The organism is Candidatus Margulisiibacteriota bacterium, assembly GCA_041658645.1.
Classification (GTDB): domain Bacteria; phylum Margulisbacteria; class WOR-1; order O2-12-FULL-45-9; family XYB2-FULL-48-7; genus JBAZZV01.
On sequence record JBAZZV010000002.1, the window covers coordinates 44473 to 67145 of the forward strand.

Consider the following 22673-nt stretch of genomic DNA (forward strand, 5'->3'; position numbering starts at 1 on the left):
TATGTTATAATATTTTATGGCTAAAAAGAAAACTAATTTTATTAACGGGTTTGAGATCGAACTAACCAACCATTGCAACGCTAATTGTGTCTTTTGTCCCAGAAAAGCCTTGACCAGATCGAAAGGTTTTATGAGTTGGGATGTTTTCAAGAAAATCATCGAAAGGATCCCCGAGTTTGGCGCGGAATTTATTATCTTTTCTGGTTTTGGCGAACCGCTCATGCATCCTGACTGCCTTGACTACATTAAATATTTGCATGATAACCAGCCGAAAGTCAGAATTGAATTGATAACTAATGGGACTTTTTTGACCCCGGAAAGAACGGATAAGCTCAAAAATATTACGATTGATGAATTAACCATCAGTTTTTCCTGCGAAAGCAAAGCCGCATATGAGAAAACCATGAGAAATATTCCTTCGGACCAGATTATCAATAATTTATCTTATCTGTCTAAAAATGGCGGAGACCTGCTTAATAAAACAATGATCAGGCCCGTGCTAACCAAAATATTTGATTATCCTCAATGGACAGCAATGCAAAACATTCTGGCTCACCTGGGTTTTAGGCCGAAAAACTTCGATAAAGCGGTACTTTGTATTAACCGAGGCGGTTATTTGCCGCCCGGCGAAGTATGGGATGAACAATTTCTCAAAGAAAAGGGAGTGGAATTCTATCCGCCGGAAAATATCTCCTGTTTGATGTGGGCTAATACATTGCAGCTCGCCTGGAATGGGGATGTTCTGCTTTGTTGTTGCGATATTAACAAAAACACCGACATTGGGAATATCACGACATCAAAGATAGATGATCTTCTGGCAAAGATATTATACTATCGTCATTATAAGTATAAACCGGAAATCTGCTATCGATGCAATGCCCCTTTTGTTTTCAACGGATTTAAAAAATACGATTAAGTGGCGGACTCCGCGCTAAAGCCGATAGGGATTATACTTTCAACTCGCCTTCCTATAAACAACACCAAAATCCTGGGCGCAACGGATATCCCTGAATTTCTCAAATATTGTGGCAAAAATACCGAGTTTTATGTCCGCGATAAATGCCACATATCGATTTTTCATCAGCATTTTTACCATCAAAGCCAGAAATTTAACTACTGGATATTTTTTTTGATAGCCTTCCCCGTAAAATCTCAAGAAATCATAAAGCGGCACAAACAGATCATAGATCAATTCAACTTTTTCCTCTTTTAGGCCGAGCGCGCGGAAACGATTGAGCGTTTCAGCGGCTCTTTCCAGCCCAAAATGACCGCTTATCTCGATTACGAAATATTTATGAAAAAGGTCCTTGTCCCTCTTGGCAAAATTGTAGAATAAATTATTCGCATCGGCCTCAATGACATGGGCCATAATCCCGCCTGGCTTAAGCACCCGACACATCTCTTTTAATAGCTGGTCTTTTTCAGCGGCCGGAATATGGCCGATCATGTCAGTGCTGACGACAAAGTCAAAAATATTGTCCTGAAACGGCAAATTAAGAACATCCGCCTGGGCGACCAGCGGGTATATTTTCCTCGAATCCTTGAGGGCGCTCATGGCGATGTCAACGCCGATCACCGGCCCGATCTGGCGATAAAAGCTTCTTCCCGCGCCGCAGCCAACATCTAAAACAAAGCCCTTTTTGCCGTTTAACGCCTTTTTCAGGAACTTTTCGCGGCGCAAGCTCAAGCCAAGTCTTTCCGAAAGATAATACATTATTTTATCGATGAAAGGCGCGCGAGCCGATAGTTCGAGATGCATTTTGTAGGTCCATTCTTCGTAGAACTGGCTGGGCGGGTTTGGCGCAAAAATCGGGATGTCTTCGTGGATATTGAAAACGTGACTGTTCTTGCAAACTAGTTGGTTCTGCCCGGCCAGTGAAATCTCGGCTTTACAAACCGGACAGATAAACAGATTGGTCAATGAATCAAATTTGTTGGCCATTGGACGGCATTATAACTCTTTTTGCGCTTCTCAGGCAAATGATGATTAATGAGGCAGTAGTTGAATCTAGACCCCGGCTTCCACCAGGTCATCGACTTCTAAGAATCCATTGGCGGGGCGTGCTTCTTTCTTCTTTTCGTCACGGCCGCGGCCGCTGTCACCGAAGACGCGCGCCGCGATCGGGTTTTCCGGCCTTACGGCCGGCACCTGGCGGTTGGTTGACGGGGCCTCGGCTTTTTTCTCTTTGGTTTCACGTTTGACGGCGGGAACGTTTGTCTCGGCCGCCTGCACTTCGACTTTGGCCAGGACCACCGGAGCCGGCTGTTTGATAATTGGAGCCGGGGCTGGCGCTATTATCGGTTGAGCATCTTTCACTACCGTATCAACATTTCTGCCGACCTGGGAATGAGGCGTTCGGTCAGCGATAGCTGCGTTGGTGGTTTTGAGAACATGCGCCTGGACCGGCGCTTCCTCACGCGCCCTATCGATCAACAGCCGGTACTCATTGATCTCTTTAAGCTCGGCTTTGGCCGAGCGGTTTTCGAGCTCGCTCACCAGGGTGCCGATCTGCCGCGACAGCTCTTTCCTCTCCGCCTTGATCGCTTCCTGCCTGGCTCGCAGAACGGCGATCTGTTGATTGATATCTTTGATCTCTTCGACACAGGTAGCCCCGCCCTTCGCTTTCTGAAGGCCATTGATTTTCGCCGTTAACTCGCTTTCTTCTTTGTTCAATTTTTCTCTTTCATGCAGCTTAACGATAACGGCATCCTTGATCTGAGATGAAGTTAATTTCTTGATGTCATGAACGCCGTTCAGATCGATCGCCGCGGTCCTGACAAAATTATCGCCCTTAGCCTGTACCGTCCGTTCCAGTTTAGCGATTTGTTGTAATAACGGCTGGGTCGCTCTTTCCGGCGCCTGCTGCCCCGGCGGCTGAATCGGAGCGGCACTGGGATTATTATTCACAGCCGGTGAAGGCACATATTTATCAACCGGCGGTTTCTGCTCCGTATCAGTGAGCTGTGCGGTCCGCGGCGGCTCATTGGCGCTTTTCGCCCGCTTAACAGCGAAATCTTTTATGATCAGCTTTTCACCCGGCTTTTTCTTCTTATCAAATTCTTTGGCGATCAAGCCTGATATTTTTTCATAAGCTTTTATCTCATTCTTGAGCTGTGAGTTTCTTGTTCCTAAGTCAGCGCTCCTGCTTTCCAAATTCACTTGGTTCGTTTTGATCTCTTGTTTAACCTCATCAGGCAGGCCGACAATTTTTAAGCTTTTCGCATTATCCGCCAGTTGCAATTTGATTTGTCCCAGCTCAACATTGTTTTCGTTGATCTCGGCACTGCGCGGCGTCCAGTCTTCCCGGCGCAGTTTGTCATAAGCCGCCTGAAGCTGTGTAGTATTCATATCCTTGATTGGTATACCGCCAGCCGATTTGACGACTGATTGCTCCATCTGCTTTTCTGCTAAAGAAAGCGTAGCTGATTCTTGTATCTTCTCGGTCTCATTAATATTGGTAGACTTAGCCGCAATTGATTTTTCTATTTCGTTGGCACGGTCAAGATCGCCTTTGCTGTTTTTTGTCGCCGGCTTGTTAGCCGCCGCCTCATTTAATAAAGATGCCGCCTGCGGGAGATTGCCGTTCATAGCCGCCGCCACAACCGCACTGGCGGCTGCCTGCGCCTGTTTCAACATTTCCGGATCAATTTGCGTTTGGTCTAACGGTATTCTATCGATCGTCGGCATGATAGTATCCGCCACTGCGGTCGGCGGCTGTACTGATGGCGCCGGCTGATTGGCGTTGCTCTCGACTGGCAGTGGCGGAGGTGTGCTTTTTGCCATATCTCTCCCCCAACCAAGCGCATTGACACTGTCATTGATCAGGCCGATAACGAATTTGTTGAAGTCGGCCGCTATCTTGCGCGCCGCTTCCAACTCGTCCATGCTCAATTCATTTTCGGCCGTAACTTGCTGAAAGCTCGCCTTCTCATTCTCTATTTTGTTGAGCGAGTTTACGGTACTATTATTCGTGTTTTCATCGTATTTTACCGGCTGGACCTGTTTGGCGTTATCGCCTTTATTGCTGTTGGCCGCGTCGTAGGCCTTTTCAATTATGAACGACAGCATATTGTTGGAAACAAGGACTTTGGTCAGGATCGCGGCAATATCTCCGTAACCGATCTTGCCGTCCCAGTTCTCACCGAAGATATTGGCGACTTTCGCGTCTTTGATCACTTCGATCGGCTTGGCGTTAGAACTGCCGCCCGCCTTTTCCACCAGCTTATCAACCTTTTCTTTGATAAAGTTATAAACAGGTTTCATAAGTTTGCCGTCACTATATTGATTCAGCGCCATGAATGTGCTCAAGGCCGAAGTCCCGATCGTGACATACATTTTTTTCGTCAGGTCGTTCAGCTCGTTCATCCGGTGGGCCAGCTCCTTCACCCGCTGGAAGAGGAGTTTTAAAGTATTGAGAGAGGCGTCGCGCTTATCGTACATCGCCTGGCTAAGCGGGTCCTGGGCCAGTGAAGTATTGCCAAGCTTGGCAAAGATCCGGTTCTGCGCCTGTTTGACGATGGCCAGAGCCAGATAAATGTTATAGAGATTGCTGATCTTGGTCTGCATGGCGTAATAAACTCCGGCATTAGGCGCCACGTAGCCGCCGCCGACCCCCTGAAGCATCCCCCGGTTCATCTGCTGGAGGGCGTCGCGCTCGCTAGCGGTGATCTGGCTGTCAAACTGGTTAGAGGTGTTCTTGTAAACATTGTCGAGCATCAGCTCAAGATCGCGCTGGCTATCGAGACCGCCAAGCCCCTGGTGTTGATCATAGATCGCAAAGGCGAGATTGGTACCGATATGTCCGAGTTTTGTCCCCAGCTGGGCTAAGCTGAAAGCACTGTGGAGGGCGGTTCCGGCTTTGGTCGCCGCGCCGCCGCCCGCGCTGGCCGCTTCCAAGGCGCCGAAAGCCACATCCACCCAGCCGCGCTCGATCGCTTTATCCTGCTCCCGCTTCCGGTTATGGACCTGGATCCGGTCGGAAATATAATCTTGTTTGTCGTTAAGAGTGCGGACTTTGACCCGGTGCTGTTCGCTGAACGAGTTGTGCAAGATCTGCATGTTCGGGTCGTTCAGCCCGACGCCGCTGAAGTTGGCCAGCTGGTTCTGATACTCGGCCAGCATCGCTTCGTAAACCATCAGGAGCGCCATCTCGACAAATCTTAGTTTGGTCAAGTTATCCCGGGCGGCCGCTAGCGAAGCGACATCGGTGCCCCATTTGCCGTCACCCGCGCTGACGTGGTTGTTTTCGTTCAGCCCATCAATGATCTCCTGTCTTTCGCGGTCGATCTTATCAAATACAGTTTTGCCGGTCGTCTTATTAGGATAGAAAGTGTCTTCACCGGGCAGTCTCTTGTCGTCAACCGGGTGGCCTTGCTCATACGCCAAACTGCCGACCCCGGCGCCCAGGGTCGCCATTCCGCCGGCGAAACCGATAATGACCAACGGCGTGGCCGCGCCCCAGGTCGCGATAATAGCTATAGCGGCGATCGCCAGACCGATCGTGGTTCCCCAGGCCTTATAAGCCATTGATTCCAATTCCCGATTCCAGGCATTCAGGCGGTTATGCTCCCTCACTTTATTCTCTATCCCGGACAGTTTGAGCTCAAACCCGAGTTCCTGGGAACGGAAGGTTTCTTCCGCCGCTTCAACGTGGGAGCTGTCGATCGTCATCAGCGGTTTTTCCAGCCACATGGAGAGGATGTACTTTACCGTCCTGATCTGGGAGAGACCGACCATGGCGATCGCCCGCATCAGGTTATGGAGACCTTCGAGCCGGGCCCGAATGTCGGCCACCCCTTTTTCATTCAGGTGCTGGAAGCCGTCGTCTTTATTGATGATGATACCGTCATTCAAGCCGCTGGCGACCAATTCCCAGCCGAGCTCTTCCGCCTTCTGCATGGCCATGCTCGCCTGTATGTTCGGGTCGCCGCCGGAGACCATGTACTGGGCATTGCCAACGTGATCTTGGCCCATTTGCCGCAAGATCGCGTAAACGTTATCCATATTCACCTGGGTCGGGGCATAAGTCCGGGAAAGCTTGGAATCAAGCATACAGCCGGTAAAGTAATCGTTGAGCGCGGTAAAGGGATAAGCGAGGAGAAAGCCGCCGCTAATAGTGCCGGCATAAACCGAAGTCAGCATCGCCTCCGCTTTCTGCGCTTCCACGAACGCGTCAACCATAGTATTGTGCGAGCTGACCATCCCCACCATGGAATTGATCATGATCGAGAAAAGTTCAAGCTCGAATTTTTGGAGATCGGCCAGCATCTGGTCAAAAAGCTTGAAGTAACCTTCCCCGACCTTGACCCCGGTCATTATATAAAGAATATCGTTTTTCGCCTGTTCGATCGCTTCTTTGACAATGTAATAAGCCCGCTCAATGTTATTGAGGCCGACCAGGCGCATCCGGGCCGCCAGGATCTTGTCGCGGTCGATGTCCCACTTCGGCGGCGGGTCGCCCCCCCCGCCTCCGTTAAGGCCGAAGGCGCCGCCGATACTGGCGGCTTCAGGCGAAAGGGCGATCGCGACGATATTGTCGCCGTTAACGCCGTTGGCGCCCGCGTAGGCGAGCGCTGAATTAGGAGCAAAGATCGAACCCAGGATATAGGCACCCGCCCCGGTTCCACCCTCCCCGTCTGACTCGATGTCGGTCTGCACCATATTTCCGCTGTTGATGCCGCCCCAGCCGGTTGACGTATCGCCGAACCAAAGCTTCTTCTTGCCATCAGCCACCGGACTGCCCGCGTTCTCTTCTTCTTGAATATGCTTGATTATTTTGAGGATGGCTTCTTCCAGGATCCGTTCTCTTGCCGCGTCAAAATCCGCCTTCTCCCTTTCGATGTTCGCCTGGCGTTCTTTTAAATTCGCGTCATATTCCCGCTTGCTGATCTCACCGCCGCTAAAGACATCGCCCAAACCATCGAAGGCAAATTCTTTGAAGACGGTCTTGAAGCCGAACCATTCGCCGCTCAGCTCATTGAAGCCCGCTTTCATCTGGTCCCAGTCACCGGTAAACATCCCTTCAAAAAAGTCGCCCGCCCCTTCAACGAAGTTCTCAACCGAATTAGTAAAAGAATCCCACCAACCCGATTCTTCTTCCGCCCTTCTCTTGGCTTCCGCCACTTTGGCCCTATAAACAGCGTTATTAAAGTCTTCGATCTTTTCCCTCAATTGCATTTCGATCAACTGGACCTTCTGCAAAGCGGTCTGCCGCATTGACGTCACCAATTCGGCCAGCGACAGGTCGGAATCCCGGCTCGTAAGATCATTATCGTAAAGCATCTGGTACATCGCGCGCCAAACGTTCCGTTTGCCTTCGGCGACCGTCGCCAAAGCGGTCATGATGTTCCAGAGCTTCATCAGTTCCTCATAGTCCTTTTGCAGGTCCGGCGACTCGCCGGCATAACTGCTGTTATAGGTCGGATCATTGATGTTCCCGTCAACATAGCCGCCGTGGTCGATCTTGTCTTGTATCTCTTTCTGTTTGGCTTCGATCATCGCGTCAACCGAATAGGCGGCGTCAACCGTCGGATCGCCGGAACCGGTGCCGCCGGGCGTGGCCGGAATATGATCATCTTCAGTCCCGTCACCCGGAGGCGGTGGTGGTGGCGGCGGCTCGTCCGGCGTCGGCGGCGGCGCATCCGGAGCCGGCGCGGTTAAAGTTGAGAATATCTGGTTGCATTTGGCGGTGAGGTTGTCGATATAAAAGTTGGTATATAAACTGGTCGTGGTCATATTCGACGGGGCGAACAGCCGGTCGACTTCCGCCAATATATAATTACCTTTGTCTTTTTTGGCTTCGATCACCGTCGACTGAATTGCCGATGCCTGCTGTTTGAAAGAGTTGTTGATCGAGGCATTGATCCCGAACGATTCCTGCGGCTTGAAGGAAATATCGTCGACCAGCAAAAACTCGGAAACCGCGTTCGGATTGATATCCTCGCGGATCTCCTCTGAATGGATTTTTGGCTGATTGTTTATCTGGGTAATATTGCTTTGCATCTCTATATATCTATCGTGGTTTGGGGTCAAAAACTTGCATGGAGGGAGGCCTATTTTTAGTGGGTATGAAGCCAAAAATATGATATTTTCGAATGCTATCAACCAGGGAGGATGGACGTCAGCTAATTAAGGCCTGTATTAATAAACCACGGAGGCTAGATTTTTACGTCAGCGGTTTAAGCCTAGTTCTCTGGCTCGCTTAAAACACCTTTCAGCTTCGTCTGCTTTTCCTTGCTTTTTAAATACATTCCCCTTACCATTCCAGGCATCGGCTTCATTAGGATTAATCTCTATGGCTTTATTATAAGCCATAATTGCTTCATCTAATTTCCCCTGGCCGGCAAAAACATCTCCTTTATGAAACCAGGCACGAGCAAGATTAGGATCAATGTCCAATGCTTTATTAAGAGCTTCAAGTGCTTCAGTTAATTTCCCTTGCTTTTTAAGCACAGCTCCTTTGTTGCCCCAGGCATTAGCATAATTAGGATTAATTTGTAATGCTCTATTGCAGGAGTCAAGTGCTTCAGACATTTTCCCTTGCTTATAAAGTGCAACTCCTTTATTGCTCCAGGCATTAGCATTGTTGGGATTAATTTGCAATGCTTTATTGTAAGCTTCAAGCGCCTCATTTAATTTCCCTTGGTCAGCAAGCACAGCACCTTTATTATTCCAGGCACTATCATTATTAGGATTAATTTGCAATGCTTTATTGTAAGCTTCAAGTGCTTCAGACATTTTTCCTTGTTTATAAAGCACAACTCCTTTACTATTCCAAACAACATCAAGATTAGGATTAATTATTAGGGCTTTATCGTAAGCCATAAGTGCTTCAGTTAATTTACCTTGATTTTCAAGCACAACTCCCTTATTGCTCCAAATAACCGCATCGTGAGGATTAATTTCCAAAGCCCTGTTGTAAGCCTCAAGCGCTTCAGTTAATTTCCCCTGTCTGGCAAGTACAGTTCCTTTACCTTGCCAAGCGATCGCATAATTAGGATTAATTTCTAAAGCTTTGTTGTAAGCTCCTAGTGCTTCATTTAAGTTCCCTTGATTACGAAGCGCAGCTCCTTTATTGTTCCAGGCGACAGCATAATTTGGATTAATTTGCAGTGCTTTATTATAAGCTTCAAGTGCCTCATTTAATTTCCCTTGGCCATAAAGCACCTCTCCTTTACCGACCCAAGCAACAGCATAATTGGAATTAATCTCTAGAGCATTATCGTAGGCCGCAAGCGCCCCATCCAATCCCCCTTGTTTGTAAAGTACATCTCCAATATTCTTCCAGATGACAGGATCACCAGGATTGATTCCCCATGCCCGCTTATAAGCTTCAAGCGCTTTATCTAATTTTCCTTGTTTTTCAAACACCATTCCTTTACCGTTCCAGGCATTATCATTTTGGGGCCTAATTTGCAATTCCCTATTGTAGGCATCAAGCGCTTCATCTAATCTCCCTAAAGCATAAAGCACATCTCCCTTCCTTTGCCAGGGAGTAGGACTATCGGGAGAATTAAATTCCGGCCAAGGGGTAACAAAAAAAGGGTAAAGTTCCAATGCTGTATTGTAAGCCGCAAGTGCTTCATCTAATCTCCCTAAAGCATGAAGCACATTTCCTTTATGCTCCCAAGCCATTGCATGATTGTCATTCCAGTTAGGATTATTTTTTAAGGCGTAAATTTTCAGCGCTCTATTATAAGCTTCAAGTGCTTCATCTAATTTCTCTTGTTTCTTAAGTACAACACCTATATTGCTCCAGATGTCAGGATCATCAGGATTGATCTTTAATGCCTGCTTATAAGCTTCAAGCGCCTCATTAAATTTCCCCTGCTGTGAAAGTGCATTACCTCTATTGTTCCAGGCATTAATACTGGGAGAGCACCCACTCCCAAGACTTAAAACTCCCAAAGAAAAAACTGCGGCTCGTGCGGCTGTGCGCACCTGTTTTGGCAACATTCTTACTCCTAATATTCCTCGTATCATTTTATTTACCTCCCATTTTTTTATCGGTTACTGTCAGTTTCCTCGCACCTTTCATCGGTTTGGAAACCGTCCGCCTCAGGCGGACAGGTTTCCAAACCCCTATTCAACTTTCTCTCACAAGTGATTATCATTGGCTTCTGTGGTAAATTTCACGTGATTTTTTTAAATGCGGGCAAATGGGGTTTGATTGGAAGAAAGCGGTAACGCTTATTCAAAAACTGGATCAGACCGTTTTTACCCTCCCGCTTGCTAACTCACCCCCAACTGTGGCTATCAGGAAATCAGAGGATCAGCAAAAAGGATTTCAGGGTAACAGAAATCACACCTATTTTAACTATCTATTTTTTTTCATCAACGTTCTGGCCCAAGCTGCCTGTGGGAGGGACAAAAGGCTTCCCCGTAGTTCCTGGAGCTGCTCCCTTTGCCGGAGGTTGATCTGTCCCCGGAGTCCCGCTTGGCTGTTTTGGAGGATTGGCCTCTAACGCCGGCAACGGCCCTTCCCCCGGTTTAGGAGCAAAATGACTGCCAATTGCCCCAGCTAACTGTCCCATGCCGGTGCGAATATCTTGTTGTGCGCCCGTAATATTCTGTCCCCTTGATTGCCCTGCCTGGGCTCTAAAATTCTTTCCGCCGGTATCACCTAAAGTCGTATAAAGCATTTAAAACATCTCCTTATCTTTAGCATTACCCTTTGGGATTGGAAGGGGTGTATCTGTCTGGTTGGTCAGCCGGTTTTTCATCCGACTGTGTCGGTAGCATCCTGCCTTTCTCTTTCCCGCTAGCCTTGTTCCCAACATAACCGGCCAGCCGCTGGGCGGCTGGATCATCAAAAAACGCCGTAGTAAGTTGTTTACCAGGACCGGCCGCGGCCGGTGTCCACGAGCCGCCGATATAAGTATCTGTATTAATTCCTGCCGCGTATCCCATTACTTATTTGCCTCCTGCGGTACCTCTTGTTTAGGTGACTGGGTAACGGTGTTGACTACCGGGGGCTGTTGTACCCCATCCGGAGCCGCCATTCCACCATTATTAATCGAGTGCGGCCAGAATCCACCCCTCATCACATAGCCATAATCAAAAGTTCCGTATTGTTTTAACAGACTAAGTTGATTGTTATATCTCTCTAATGCATCTTTGCCTCTTTTTCCGGGTTTTCCTAATTCCTGAAGCATTTCATTGATCACTTCGGTTTTATCTTTGTCTTTACCCGGCTGGATTTTTGCGATCATCCTTGGAATCACAAAGATCGACATCAGCATTGCCCACTTTTGGTCCTTGGTTAGATTTTTATCCTCCTGAATTTCCTGCATCTTAGCGCTAATTTTATGATCATAATGATTACTGGACTCATTGCCATATTCTGTTTTGATCCAAATGCAAGCCTGCTCAAGGGTACCAAAAACTGATTTTCCAGCTTCAATTTGGTCAGCTGAACTGACATAGATAAATCCATGAGTATTATGAACATATTGATTAAAAGCGTCGCTAAAGTTATCCACTCTGTTGGAGTAGCCGCTGTCCCGCTGGTGATTAAAAGCTATTTGAGTGTTATGCATCCGATTTATTGCTCTGTCAAGGTCCGTAACAAGACATTCCGCCGGGCCATCTTTCCTGCCAAGGACTACGGCTTGAAAATTATCTTCACTATCAAATTCGAAACCACGTAAACCATTCTTTTCCATAACTTTGTTCCAATATTTCATGGTAATTATGCCGCCAGGCGCATTTCTTAAGTCCCGATTGACCTGACCTGCTTTTTCCCGACTACAACCAAGCAAAGCGGCCATTTTTCGATCAGGATCATATATTGATCGTGTTGATTGGTCAGTACCAATCGGAGCAGTAATCTTCTCATTATTTTTAACCGGTACCGTTGTACCGTTAGCAGCTGACGCTGATGCTGGATTTACTGGCATTTCTTGTCCCTCCCCTAAAATTCATCGTCATGATCCCTGCGAGATCATGTTTAACAGCGCCCTCAACCTTATCCAGCCGAGCGGAGATCGAATCGAGATTTTGCGCCTGGCTGTTTAACTGGGAACCGGCGTCGTCGGAAGTAGAGCTGTCGCCGCCACCGGCCGGTGCCAGGCTCTTCACCGTTGCTAACATCTGCCCCATCTCGACCGCCTTCCCCTCTACCTGCCCGATCTTCCTGTCCAGCTCACTGGTATCGAGTCCAAGACGTTCGGCGCCGGCTTTGATCGCTTTTAAGTCGCCAACGATCTGGCCGGTTTTCGCGATCGCTTGTTTCAGCCGGGCGCGCAGTTCGTTCTGTTTTTGCTCCACCCGGTGCTGAAGATATTTTTCATCCAACCGTTTCTCTTCTTTCTTGTGCTCAACCTCTTCTTTCCCGGCTTTGGTTGACGGCTTGCCCATCACCGCGTCGTTGATCCGGCGTTGGGCGGCTAAAATATCGTTTAACAGCTGTTCGGTCAAGGTCGACAGATCGCCCCGCGGAGCAAACTCACCGCTTAAAGCCGAGCTACCCTCACTCTCGTCGGTTTGCGTGGACTGGACCGCTGCCATATAGTTGCCGACCAGCTGGTCAAAGTCATCCTGGTCCATCTTGCCCTGCGCGTATTTGAGCAGGTCTTCTTCATTCATTTTATTGGGGTCTTTGGTCTCACCGACATAACTGGAAAGGAGGTCCCCTTTGCCCATCTTCAACAGCGCCTGCCCGGTCCGGCCCAAAAGCCGGAAGTTCGGGTTACTAAGATTCAGCTTAACGCTGACGTCTAATTGGACTGATACATCACCCATTGGTTGTTCTCCTACCCATATTATCGGAACTAACGGCTAAAAACTTGCATTAATTTATCAGTTTCGTCTCACCCAGGATCCTCTGCATCAGCTTCTTGAGCAGGCCTTCTTTTTTGTCCAGGGCCGGATTCTTCCCATTGGTTTTCGCCTGTTTGACCTCAACTAGTTCCTTCCTGGCCAGGGAGAAGACCCGGGCGTTGGCTTGGTCGCGCAGGCGGACAAAATCGGCATCGGAAACCGGCAGGTCCAACCGTTTCAGGTTCTTCAGGAGTCCCTTGAGCCTAGTTTCCACCATCTGGTGGGCGGGGCCGGAAAGGTCATACAGAGTCGCTCTCTCCAACAGGGCTTCATTAAGCATCTCCACCGTCCGCTGTTTGGCCAGCTCCTGGGCTTCGCCTTTAATTTGCTCGTCCAGCTGGTCGGTAAAGATACCGAGGCGGAAGATGCCGTTTTTCAGCTTCCTGACCTTGAGCTCGGTCGAGATGGTTGTCAGCAGGTCGCCCTTGATCGCTCTCTGCATGTAGACCGCTCTCAAGCGATTGACCAGCAGTTCTTTCTCGTCTTTTTCGGTATACTCATAGGGGTTCTTCGGCGGCTGGCGCGACATGTCGCCCGCGTTGGTATTGACGTTATTGCCGGCCAGGCCGCCGGGCGGATCGAAATAGGTCAAGCCCAGATCGTTCTTTTCTTGCTTCCAGACCCGGTTTGTCCAGCCGGCAACATCCGCCCCCAGGTTTTCGGCCTTAACCGCGATCTTGGCGAGGGTGGAGAGGTCTTTTTTCCCTTCTTTCATGGTGACGCTGATCAGCTCTTTTTCCAGCTCCTGCATGAGAAAGTCCTTGATCTCCGCTTTGGCTTCTTTGCCGGCAAAGTCCGACGTCCCCTGGACGCCGTCGTGATAGCCGCCGAAATCCCAATTGCCTAATTTATCATTTTTAAAGACCTTGCTGGTATAAGCCCAAATCCCGATCTTAGCCGAAGCTTCCTCGACATTTCCTTCGGCCAAAGCGACCGCCACATACCGTTCCTTGATCCCGTCGGTGATCTGTTTTCTGATCTCATTCTTGATCTTAAGCTTGAGCGCAATGAGCTCTTTCTCCGGCACACCCTTTTCCAGTATTTTGTCCTTTAAGGTCTTTAATTTGGCGGCCAGGCCGGGATCGTTGCTGACCAAACTTTCTAGTAAAAGTGACGAATATTGCTGGACCAACCCTTTTAACTCACTGCCCGTGGAATAAGTTTTGACCCCCTGATTGCCGCTGTTCTCTCCTTCCTGCCGGCCTTTCTTTCCTTTATATTTTTCCACGCCGGTGATCGCGTCTTCCAGCGCGCTTCTCGAGAGGGCGACCGTGTCCTCCCCTGTTTCGTCCTTGCCCAACATTCTGTCATATTCCTTATCCAGCTTGTTCAACACCCCTTTGGTGGAAACGCCGGCTGACAGGCCGATGCTGGGCAATTTACCGAGGGTGTCAAGGATCATATCCATCTTGCCCTTTTTGTCGATCCCGCCGCCGCTCATGACCTTTTCCAAAATCTCTTTGGCCGTCCGCTTTGTTGCGGTCGTCTTGTCAAGGTTGTGCTTGGGAACTACCGCTTGGTTAAGGATCGCTCCTTCGTTCAGGGCGACGTTGATCTGCTGATTGTTGACCGTTTGGACCATTAAATGCCCCCTCTAAGGCCGGATAAGATCATTTCCCGGCTTCTCTTTTCCTTCAGCAGTGACACCTTTTTCCCGGTCGTTTTAATAAAGGTGTCGACTTTCTGGATATAGCCGTCCAGTATCTTGATCTTTTTATCCAGGTCGGCGACCTTGATCGTTTCTTCTTCCTGGAGTAATTCCGGTTTAATTTCGGCCATATAATTCACACAATTCCTTCAGGCCCTTTAGATTGCCGACTTGTTCCGCCAGGTTCTCCCTGATGATTTGCGCCTGCTCCAGCCGGAGTTCGTGAAGATTGAGTTGGGAGACCGGCTTGCCCAGCCGCTGGGCCTGCAGGGAAAGTTGTTTTTCGATCTCGGCCATGATCCGGCGCTCTTTTTTGTTCTTGCCGCCGGAAATGGTCAGCAGGACATAATTCCTGGCGTTTTCCTTAAACAGCAGTTTGTTCTGTTTTTCGAGATCTTCCAGCGCCTGCCGCCGCAAAGCTTCCAGCTCACCCGGCGAAACCCCGGCCAGCGAGAGGAGAAAACGCAAGGCACCCGCTTTGAAAGAGTAATATTTCGAGACGAGCAGGTTGGGCGATCCCTGCGCCTGCTGGAGCGCTTTGGTAAAAGCGTCTTTCCAGGTTTCCAGGCTGGCCGCGCCAAAGGCCGGCGCTTTGACGGCTGCCTGCGTATAAACGACCGCCGAGGCGTAGGAATGGGTGAGCCGCGGCAAACCGGTAAACTCTGAACTGCCCGCCTCTTCCGATCCGGCGACCTGCGCCAGGTATTTTGACCAGTCGGGAGCGGCTTCCGTCTTGGGGGGCGCTTTTTCCGCCGGCTGTTGGTTGGCTTGCGGTTTGCTCTTCAAAGCGAACAGCGCCGCTTTATTATAAGCGTTCAGATTGCATTCAGTCATTTTTTTTCTCCAGGATATTTATCACCGACAGGACTTTTTGATCCGGCTGGGCCTTATAAGCCTGCCGGAAATTATCCAGAGCCTGCTCTTTATTGCCCAATTTCAGCCAGGCCATTCCCAGCAGGTAATAGGGATAATAATCATAAAGCCGGACATTAAGGGGAGCGCAGTTGCCCCCTTTAAGCGGGAAATTGGCTATCGGCTTGAGAATTTCTACCGCCTCCAGCGGCTGATCAGCAGCCAGCAGCAGAGTTGCTTTTACCACTCTCGGCTCCGGATCAAAAGGATCACGCAGACAAGCGTCAGCGGCCACCTTCATGGCCTGGCCTGTTTGCTGGAGAAGGATAAAACAGCGCGCTAACTGACAGCGCGCTTTCGTCATGATCTCACCCTCCGGTAAAAACTGAATCGCTTGCTGATAGGTTTCAGCCGCCGGTTGAAATAAGTTTTTCCTGAAATAGGTATTGGCCAGCAGATAGGCGAATTGCGGATCGTCCGGTTTTTTGGCCAGCGCTTGCTCAAACATGGTCACGCTTCTTTCCAGTTTTTGCGCTTTTTTCTTCTCGTCCAGGGCGGCAAGGCCGCCCCAGTGATAAATATTAAAATCGATCTCTTTACGGGTGGCTTGTTCAGCAGTGTTCAGCTCTTCATTCACCGGCCGGACAAAATGGAAACCCCTGCCGTTTCTGAATATTTTATCCCGTTTGTAAAAGACATCGCTTTTAGTTTCGCCTTTTTGGCATTCCCAGATCCGGCCGAAGATCAGGTCGGCTGGACCGTCCCGGAGAAACTCCCTTAGTTTTTGGAATTCCCGCGGGGTAACGTACTCATCGGCATCGAGCCAGAGGATATATTGGCCGGCGGCGTGTTTTAAGCTCTCGTTGCGGGCGGCGGAAAAGTCATTGGTCCAGGGGAATTCGTAAAGCCCGGCCCCGGCCTCCCGGATGATCTCTTTGGTCCGATCGGTCGAGCCGGTATCAACAACGATAACCTCATCAGCCCCGGCCATGACCGAAGGCAAGGTTTTGAGGAGATTCTCCTCTTCGTTTTTGACTATCATGCAGACAGAAAGTAGCTTTGCCATACCTACTAATATATCGGGTTAAATGGACAATAACTTGCATAAAAAGGGGGGGAACAAGGGAAACAAAGGCCTGGGTTACTCGTCTCCTTTATTCCTCTTGCTGGCTGACTTGGCGGCTGTTTCCACATGCTGTTTGAAGAAATTGGCCATCATTGATTGCTGAAACTTAGCCAAGGCGGCCTTAGGGTCAAGGTTCTTGCCCCAATCGCCATTATTCAACTTATCGATATTCGCGTTAAGCGGTCCTTCGACTGCGGCCATTTAACTCACCTCTCTAACTTTAATATCGTAACCAGAAAGAAAATACTTGCGTGATCACTTTTTATTTTTCTGCCTTAGCGTTTTGAGATTGTCCGACCGGGCGGCGGCCGTTTTTTCAACCGCGACCTTCTGCTGTTTGGCCTTTTCGGACGCGGCCTTGGCTTCGCCCGTTTTAGCTCTTGCTCTGGCCGCGCTTTTCGCTTCGGCAACAGCCGTTTCCCATTTATCATCCCGAACTTTTTCCTTTTCCTTTTTATAATCTTCGGTTTTTCGCTCATGTCCGTTCCGATTAAATTTATTTATTTGACTTATCTGTATCGTATAATCAAGATAAGCCATGGCTTTGTTAAGCAAATTACTGTAAGCCCGGAAATTGTAGGAATTATTATAAAGATTAACCGTGCCCAGGTCCTCGTTATTCTGCCACAAGTGGGCGGTCGAGTTTCGGCTCAGATTGAAATAGTTCAGACCGACAAACAGACCGCGGGCGCTCCCCCTGACATTCGCCACCTGAACATTATACCAAAGCAGATCACTGCCGCCTTCAATAACCGGCAAATCGGTCCAGCTGCCCCCCCCGTCCCAACCTTCGACATTCAACATCCAGTTCTGCAGATCAGCACCGGGTGAACCCAGCCAAGCTCTATCCTGAAAGTTATAGCCTTCAGAAGAGATAGGATACATGGAAATACCTTCTGATTCGCCTACTTTTTTAGGATAATAAACGTTATTCTCTTCCAGGTGGCCGTAAAACTCCGCTTTTAGACTGGTTACCACATGTTTTTTATAGTCATCGTCACTTTTAAATCCATTCAAATATCCAGATAGACCACTAACGGCATCTTTAACCGATATATTTCCCTGCTTTAAATCGTCTATAATTTTAGTAATATTGGCCGTTTTGATCTTGAGGCCGCCCAGCGCATTTAAGACCTGCTCCACGCTGGTCGCGCTGGCCAGGGCATTTTTGGTGCCGGCAAAACTTCCGTTAAATACCCAGCTATTATCAAACTGGGCAAAAACACTGTCAATCCAGGCTTTATACTTAGTAAATGGAGCTTGCGGATCGCCCCAACCGCCGCCTTTGAAGGGATCAAAGTCGCCATTCCATCCTCTCCCGGCCGAAAGCGCGCCGATCCATTGCCCGGCGGTATCCCACAGTTCATAGTATTCAGTGAAAAGAAATTGATTAAGCTGGCCCGATTCCTGCCCCCGCCAGTCGGTCGGCTTATTATCCGACCAGGAAGCTATTTTTTTCATTTTATCAGCGTCAGTCAGCTCGTCAAGGGCACCGTAGGAGAGGGCATTCTGCGTTACACCATACCCAAAATCATAGCTCTTAGCTTGCGGCCGGTGACTGCCAAAAAGGTCAGTCATGGCGTAAGCGATCCGTCTTTTTGATTCGATCAGCCCGAGTATCCAGGCGATCCCCTGCTCCGGTCCTGGATTATTACTATTTTGTTTAAAGTTTTCATATACAAATTCATAATAGTTGCGGTTGACATTCAAACCGGCTTTTTTTTCCTTAAAAAGGGTTGAATAGTCCGGCACATAGCCAAGCTCCGCTCCGGCCGTCCCGGAACCGGTGCGTTTATAGACATAGCTCATATCGTCAAATTCATACGCGTCGATCGCTTCATCTATACTTCCGAGACTGCCATCGGTATACTGGACCTGATTAAATTCATCGTATATCTTGGGGGATTTGGCATTGCCCACATAATTAAAGTGCTGGAAATCCGAGGCGCCAAAATAATAATCAAGACCGGGAGTTTGTTTTTCTTTATTTATTGTTTTCTCCCCCCAAAATTCCAAAGGAACACCGGGCTCTAACTGATCGTTTATCCCGTTGCCATTCGAGTCAGACATAGAAAAACGCAGCTTCATGTGATGCGTGGCGCCGGGTTCATCAAGCGTCCCGGCAAGATCCTCACCGCTGATCTTGGAAATTATTCTCTGCGGGGGTAAAAACTTCATCATTTCCTGGAGAAAGTTTACGCGGGAAAAAAGCCAGCGGCGGCCGCGCACGGTCGTCTCGTTGCCCCAGACCCCTTCTTCGCCAAACGTCCCGTCAACGGGAACGTTGGGGATATAAGGAGCCGGCGCGGGGGTCATTACATCAAAATCGGTCATTTTTCAACCTGCCTTTTCTGCTTTAACCGCCGGCCATCATTTTGGCGGCCGTTTCGTCATAACTTAGCCGCTTCTGGAACAAACCCATGGTCATATTGTACTGGTTTTCCAATTGGGAGGTCGCGTAGTTGATCGCCATCAGGCCGCCGGAAGAGGTCTTGTCAACTTCGCCCAGGCCAAAGACGCTTAAGTCGACAATTTTAATTTCAGAATTTGACGTCTCCAGCGTGATCTTATTCAGTTTTTTGAAAATGATCCGCAGGAACTCTTTGGTATCAGCGGCAGAGACCTGGCCGCCCGAGCGCACGCTGTTCTGGGCGGCAAAAACCGACCCGGCTGATTGATTGTTGACCGATTTATCCATTTTTCCCTCCATTTAATCCCGACGAACGAAATTAAAGAGAGGGGGGAGAATTCTCCCCCCTATAAACCTTTTAACCACCCTGGGTTCTCTTATAATCGACGGCCGCTCCCTTTGTAAGCTCAATTCCCTTTTTCGGAGCCGCGGCTGAAATTGTTTGGGCTCTTTCGTTAAGACTAACTTCCTGGGTAACCGCGAACAATCCACCGGCGGATTTCACGTCAACGTCATCCAGCTTCATTTGCGTCAGATGAACCTCACCCCCGTCAACCGATGATTTAGCAATCTGCACGGTGAGCTCGTTTAATTGATTCCCAAGCTCGGTTAACGCCGTATAAGATTTCTGCAATCCTTCAAGTTCTGTTGCCATACCTTTTCACCTCCTTTTTGCCATACTGTCGAATCAAACCAGCTGGTTGATCGAACTGCCTGAACCAGCCGGCGGAATTGCCTCTTTGGAAACCGGGCCCGCATCCGTAACTTCCGCGATCTTGAGATCGAGACCGCTCTCTTCAAATCTCGCCTTAACGAGGCCCTTTAGATCGGAGAGGAGATCAGTAATTTGCCCTGAATTCGCCTGACTATTAAGATTTAAATTACCGATCGTTGAATTGCCCATTGTCCGCTCCCACTATACTTATCGTACTCCGAAAGACAAAACTTGCATTAATCTTCTTTCAGCTTTTTCTCGACTTGAGAGATCTTTTTCAGTATCTCGTCGAGGCCTTCATCTTGCGCGGCCAAGCCGGTAAAAAAATCAGCGAACAGTTTTTTGTCGGACATGGCGCCGGCAAAGGTCTCCGTCCCGCGGGTCACCTGGTCGGCCCGGAAATTCTCGATCAGATTGCGCACAAAAGAGAGGGAAGCCGGTTGATTGCTGGGGGCGTTATCCAGCGTCTTAGGGCTCATTTGCCTGAACATAGAAGCTGAAATGCCGTCTAATAACATGTTATCCTTTCCTTATTCCGGTAAAACCGAGGCCGTTTTCGGCTCGTTTTGGGCGATCGCTTTCCCAACAACTGTTGGGTTGGATTCGGTTTTTGGCGTGATGGAAACCGACCAGTAATGGACCGGCTCGGCTTTGTCAAGATAAGCGTAATCGACGCCAAACCCGCCGAGATTGATCCCCAGCCCGGCGGTCGAGCAATCGAGGCCGCGGCCGGCGCGGATCGCCAGCCCCCGGACCGGCTGCCATTCACAGCCAAGCTCTGTCCCCTCTACCACCCAGGTCACGCTGTTGCCGAAGATCTTGCCGGAAGCGCCAAGCAAGACCGCGCTTTTCCGCTCTTCGACGGTGGTCAGGTTGGGGATGTCTTTTAAGCCATCCCCGCTGAAGAAGTTCTGCAACGAGAGGCCGAGCGAGAGGTCGCTGTTCGGCTTGAAAACGGTCGCCAGGTCGAGGTCGATGTTCGAGCCGCCATCCTGGGACAACCCTTTGGCAGTCCCGAGCTTGCGGCTGGAAAACTTGACGTTGGCGCCAACAGAAAGAACACCCATATTGTCGGAGACCTTGATCTCTTTATTTAACTCCCTGGCCAGGCTGACGTACAAGGTCTGGGTGGAATATCTGGTCAGGGCCTCGCCATCCCAGCCGATCAGGCTGGCCGCGCTGATGATCGGGTCGGTCGAGCCGACATAGCCGATACCGATAGCGCCGAGCGGAGTGTTCTCGACCCCGCCGATCAGCGTATATTCGCGACCCTCCGATAAGCGGGTAGAAACGAGGACCGCCTCGCTCTGGACCTGGTAGATGCCGGCCGGGTTAATGAAGATGGCATTGGCATCGTCCGCCAGGCCGGCGAAAGCGCCCCCCATCCCCATCGGACGGGCTCCCAGATTTTCCTGGGCAAGAGCGGGCACGGCTAACATTATGATGATGGCCAGCAGGGCAAAAGTTTGTTTGCTCATTCCACTTGTTTAATCGGGGCGAAGAGGGGAAAACTTGCGCGGGTTCTGCTAATATATCGTGTCAGGCTTTAAGCGGGACATTTTCGGGACATCCGAATCGGGCCGGATAACACAGCGGTTGGCGATGACCCCGCCGCTCCCGACCTTCGCCCCGCGGCCAATATGGCAAAAACTGCCGATAACGGAACCGTCAACCTGGGCGCCGGCGGAGACGACCACATCGGCCCAGAGGACCGAACCGGTAATGACCGCGCCGTCACCGATCACGCATTTGTCGCCAATAACCGCGTCCTTGACATAGACATCCTTCCCGACCTGACAGCGGTCGCCGATAATGACCGCCCCCTCGAACCTGGCTGACGGCTCGATCTTTTCCCGCTCCCCGACCCAGGAAGAGCTGGAGAGTTTTTTCCCCGGTATCCTGATCTGGAGCGCCCCTTTCAAGGCGTCGTAATTGGATTGAATATATTTCTCCAGCCCGCCGACGTCGTTCCAGTATTCCAGCATCTTATAACCGTAAATGGCCGCTTGGTCGGCCACCAGGCGCGGGAAGAGCTCTCGGCCGAAGTCGTGAAAACCGTCCGGAATAAGCGGCAATATCTCCGGCTCAAAAACGTAAATGCCGGTATTGGCCAGGTCGCTTAAGGCGTCCGCCGGTTTTGGCTTTTCCTGAAAGCCGATTATCCTGCCGCTCTCATCCTGGATCACGACCCCAAACTCGCTGACGTCACTCACCTGGCTTAAAGCGATCGTGGCCAGCGCCTGCTTCTTTTTATGGTGCTCAACCAGCTTGGTCAGGTTGATACTGGTCAGGGCATCAGAGGAAAGGACAACAAATGTCTCATCGATCCGGGCGATGCGGGCCATCTTTTTCACCCCGCCCGCGGTGCCGAGAAGCTCTTCTTCGAAAGAATAGTTCAGATTGACCCCGAAAGCGTCGCCGTCGCCGAAGTAGTTCTCGATCTGCTCCGGGTGATAGTGGATATTGGCCGTGATCTGGTCAAACCCGTGTTTCTTGAGGAGCTCGATATTATGCCGCATCGTCGGCAGGTTGACGATCGGGGCCATCGGCTTGGGGATCGCGAGCGTCAGCGGCTCCAGGCGGGTGCCGTAGCCGGCGGCCATGATGAGCGCTTTCATCCGCGGTCGATCTTCCTGATCCGGCGTAGATGCCGGGCCTCGCCGGAAAACTGGGTCTTTAACCAGAGGGCTACTATTTTCAGCGCTTTGGCCGGCTGAACAGCGTGCCCGCCAAGACAGAGGACATTAGCATCACCATGTTCGCGGCTCTGCTTAGCGGTGTACTCACTGTAGGCATTGACCGCCCGGACCCCCCGGACCCGGTTGGCAGTGATCGTCACCCCTACTCCGGAACCACAAACCAGAATGCCGCGGGTGAACTTCTTTTTGGCGACCGCCCGGGCGACCGGATAGGCATAATCCGGGTAATCGCACGACTCGTCGGAGTACGTCCCAAAATCCTTGAAGACGATCTTCTTACCGGCTAAATATCGTTTAATCGCCTCTTTCAGTTTAAAGCCACCGTGGTCGGAACCGATTGCTATCTTCATAAACTTACCCCCAAAATGTAGGGACAGGGCTTGTCCCTGTCCGAATTTTCGGA

The 22673-nt window shown here is 50.0% G+C and carries 20 protein-coding genes; 1 reads left to right on the forward strand and 19 read right to left on the reverse strand.

Annotated features, from left to right (window positions below; genetic code table 11):
• Positions 1-16 precede the first annotated feature (16 nt).
• Entirely contained in the window at positions 17-916 is a 900-nt protein-coding gene (locus tag WC903_01815; protein MFA5892692.1) for a radical SAM protein, read from the forward strand.
• 39 nt (positions 917-955) lie between these two features.
• Here WC903_01815 and WC903_01820 read toward each other — a convergent pair whose 3' ends face one another.
• From WC903_01820 to rpiB, 19 genes are all read right to left on the reverse strand, one after another.
• Complete coding sequence (locus WC903_01820) at positions 956-1942, reverse strand: class I SAM-dependent methyltransferase (protein MFA5892693.1); 987 nt, start codon at positions 1940-1942, stop codon at positions 956-958.
• Between the two features lie 66 nt (positions 1943-2008).
• Positions 2009-8002: a hypothetical protein gene (locus WC903_01825; GenBank protein MFA5892694.1), complete on the reverse strand. Its 5994-nt coding sequence runs from the start codon at positions 8000-8002 to the stop codon at positions 2009-2011.
• 168 nt (positions 8003-8170) lie between these two features.
• The gene (locus WC903_01830) at positions 8171-9982 is read right to left on the reverse strand and encodes a tetratricopeptide repeat protein (GenBank protein MFA5892695.1); all 1812 of its coding nucleotides are present in this window, start codon (positions 9980-9982) and stop codon (positions 8171-8173) included.
• A 684-nt stretch (positions 9983-10666) separates the two neighbouring features.
• Positions 10667-10909, reverse strand: coding sequence for a hypothetical protein (locus WC903_01835; protein MFA5892696.1), 243 nt, complete (start codon positions 10907-10909; stop codon positions 10667-10669).
• A complete protein-coding gene (locus WC903_01840) occupies positions 10909-11898 on the reverse strand; it encodes a hypothetical protein (protein MFA5892697.1) in 990 nt (329 codons plus the stop codon). Before WC903_01840 ends, WC903_01835 begins: the two co-directional genes overlap by 1 nt.
• Positions 11864-12742 carry a hypothetical protein gene (locus WC903_01845; protein ID MFA5892698.1) on the reverse strand — a complete coding sequence of 293 codons (879 nt, stop codon included), beginning with the start codon at positions 12740-12742 and terminating at the stop codon, positions 11864-11866. The genes WC903_01840 and WC903_01845 overlap by 35 nt, the downstream gene beginning before the upstream one ends.
• Positions 12743-12791: 49 nt before the next feature.
• The gene (locus WC903_01850; protein ID MFA5892699.1) at positions 12792-14402 is read right to left on the reverse strand and encodes a hypothetical protein; all 1611 of its coding nucleotides are present in this window, start codon (positions 14400-14402) and stop codon (positions 12792-12794) included.
• Positions 14402-14599: a hypothetical protein gene (locus WC903_01855; protein ID MFA5892700.1), complete on the reverse strand. Its 198-nt coding sequence runs from the start codon at positions 14597-14599 to the stop codon at positions 14402-14404. Before WC903_01855 ends, WC903_01850 begins: the two co-directional genes overlap by 1 nt.
• Complete coding sequence (locus tag WC903_01860) at positions 14586-15302, reverse strand: hypothetical protein (protein MFA5892701.1); 717 nt, start codon at positions 15300-15302, stop codon at positions 14586-14588. Before WC903_01860 ends, WC903_01855 begins: the two co-directional genes overlap by 14 nt.
• Positions 15295-16386, reverse strand: a complete 1092-nt coding sequence (locus WC903_01865; GenBank protein ID MFA5892702.1) for a glycosyltransferase — start codon at positions 16384-16386, stop codon at positions 15295-15297. The genes WC903_01860 and WC903_01865 overlap by 8 nt, the downstream gene beginning before the upstream one ends.
• Before the next feature lie 75 nt (positions 16387-16461).
• Entirely contained in the window at positions 16462-16647 is a 186-nt protein-coding gene (locus WC903_01870; GenBank protein ID MFA5892703.1) for a hypothetical protein, read from the reverse strand.
• 54 nt (positions 16648-16701) lie between these two features.
• Entirely contained in the window at positions 16702-18780 is a 2079-nt protein-coding gene (locus WC903_01875; protein MFA5892704.1) for a hypothetical protein, read from the reverse strand.
• A gap of 22 nt (positions 18781-18802) precedes the next feature.
• Entirely contained in the window at positions 18803-19144 is a 342-nt protein-coding gene (locus tag WC903_01880; GenBank protein MFA5892705.1) for a hypothetical protein, read from the reverse strand.
• 70 nt (positions 19145-19214) lie between these two features.
• Entirely contained in the window at positions 19215-19511 is a 297-nt protein-coding gene (locus WC903_01885; protein MFA5892706.1) for a hypothetical protein, read from the reverse strand.
• Positions 19512-19544: 33 nt separating this feature from the next.
• Positions 19545-19760, reverse strand: coding sequence for a hypothetical protein (locus tag WC903_01890; protein ID MFA5892707.1), 216 nt, complete (start codon positions 19758-19760; stop codon positions 19545-19547).
• A gap of 47 nt (positions 19761-19807) precedes the next feature.
• Positions 19808-20050, reverse strand: coding sequence for a hypothetical protein (locus WC903_01895; GenBank protein ID MFA5892708.1), 243 nt, complete (start codon positions 20048-20050; stop codon positions 19808-19810).
• Positions 20051-20101: 51 nt separating this feature from the next.
• Positions 20102-21049 (reverse strand): hypothetical protein, encoded by a 948-nt coding sequence (locus WC903_01900; protein MFA5892709.1) that lies wholly within the window; start codon positions 21047-21049, stop codon positions 20102-20104.
• A gap of 48 nt (positions 21050-21097) precedes the next feature.
• Positions 21098-22189, reverse strand: a complete 1092-nt coding sequence (locus WC903_01905) for an NDP-sugar synthase (protein MFA5892710.1) — start codon at positions 22187-22189, stop codon at positions 21098-21100.
• A complete protein-coding gene (gene rpiB / locus WC903_01910) occupies positions 22186-22620 on the reverse strand; it encodes a ribose 5-phosphate isomerase B (protein MFA5892711.1) in 435 nt (144 codons plus the stop codon). The genes WC903_01905 and rpiB overlap by 4 nt, the downstream gene beginning before the upstream one ends.
• Positions 22621-22673 lie beyond the last annotated feature (53 nt).

What these genes read in the sequence shown, in the direction of transcription:
- WC903_01815 (MFA5892692.1), top strand. Translation starts at nt 17, where the DNA reads ATGGCTAAAAAGAAAACTAATTTTATTAACGGGTTTGAGATCGAACTA.
- WC903_01820 (MFA5892693.1), bottom strand. Translation starts at nt 1,942, where the DNA reads ATGGCCAACAAATTTGATTCATTGACCAATCTGTTTATCTGTCCGGTT.
- WC903_01825 (MFA5892694.1), bottom strand. Translation starts at nt 8,002, where the DNA reads ATGCAAAGCAATATTACCCAGATAAACAATCAGCCAAAAATCCATTCA.
- WC903_01830 (MFA5892695.1), bottom strand. Translation starts at nt 9,982, where the DNA reads ATGATACGAGGAATATTAGGAGTAAGAATGTTGCCAAAACAGGTGCGC.
- WC903_01835 (MFA5892696.1), bottom strand. Translation starts at nt 10,909, where the DNA reads ATGGGATACGCGGCAGGAATTAATACAGATACTTATATCGGCGGCTCG.
- WC903_01840 (MFA5892697.1), bottom strand. Translation starts at nt 11,898, where the DNA reads ATGCCAGTAAATCCAGCATCAGCGTCAGCTGCTAACGGTACAACGGTA.
- WC903_01845 (MFA5892698.1), bottom strand. Translation starts at nt 12,742, where the DNA reads ATGGGTGATGTATCAGTCCAATTAGACGTCAGCGTTAAGCTGAATCTT.
- WC903_01850 (MFA5892699.1), bottom strand. Translation starts at nt 14,402, where the DNA reads ATGGTCCAAACGGTCAACAATCAGCAGATCAACGTCGCCCTGAACGAA.
- WC903_01855 (MFA5892700.1), bottom strand. Translation starts at nt 14,599, where the DNA reads ATGGCCGAAATTAAACCGGAATTACTCCAGGAAGAAGAAACGATCAAG.
- WC903_01860 (MFA5892701.1), bottom strand. Translation starts at nt 15,302, where the DNA reads ATGACTGAATGCAATCTGAACGCTTATAATAAAGCGGCGCTGTTCGCT.
- WC903_01865 (MFA5892702.1), bottom strand. Translation starts at nt 16,386, where the DNA reads ATGGCAAAGCTACTTTCTGTCTGCATGATAGTCAAAAACGAAGAGGAG.
- WC903_01870 (MFA5892703.1), bottom strand. Translation starts at nt 16,647, where the DNA reads ATGGCCGCAGTCGAAGGACCGCTTAACGCGAATATCGATAAGTTGAAT.
- WC903_01875 (MFA5892704.1), bottom strand. Translation starts at nt 18,780, where the DNA reads ATGACCGATTTTGATGTAATGACCCCCGCGCCGGCTCCTTATATCCCC.
- WC903_01880 (MFA5892705.1), bottom strand. Translation starts at nt 19,144, where the DNA reads ATGGATAAATCGGTCAACAATCAATCAGCCGGGTCGGTTTTTGCCGCC.
- WC903_01885 (MFA5892706.1), bottom strand. Translation starts at nt 19,511, where the DNA reads ATGGCAACAGAACTTGAAGGATTGCAGAAATCTTATACGGCGTTAACC.
- WC903_01890 (MFA5892707.1), bottom strand. Translation starts at nt 19,760, where the DNA reads ATGGGCAATTCAACGATCGGTAATTTAAATCTTAATAGTCAGGCGAAT.
- WC903_01895 (MFA5892708.1), bottom strand. Translation starts at nt 20,050, where the DNA reads ATGAGCCCTAAGACGCTGGATAACGCCCCCAGCAATCAACCGGCTTCC.
- WC903_01900 (MFA5892709.1), bottom strand. Translation starts at nt 21,049, where the DNA reads ATGAGCAAACAAACTTTTGCCCTGCTGGCCATCATCATAATGTTAGCC.
- WC903_01905 (MFA5892710.1), bottom strand. Translation starts at nt 22,189, where the DNA reads ATGAAAGCGCTCATCATGGCCGCCGGCTACGGCACCCGCCTGGAGCCG.
- rpiB (MFA5892711.1), bottom strand. Translation starts at nt 22,620, where the DNA reads ATGAAGATAGCAATCGGTTCCGACCACGGTGGCTTTAAACTGAAAGAG.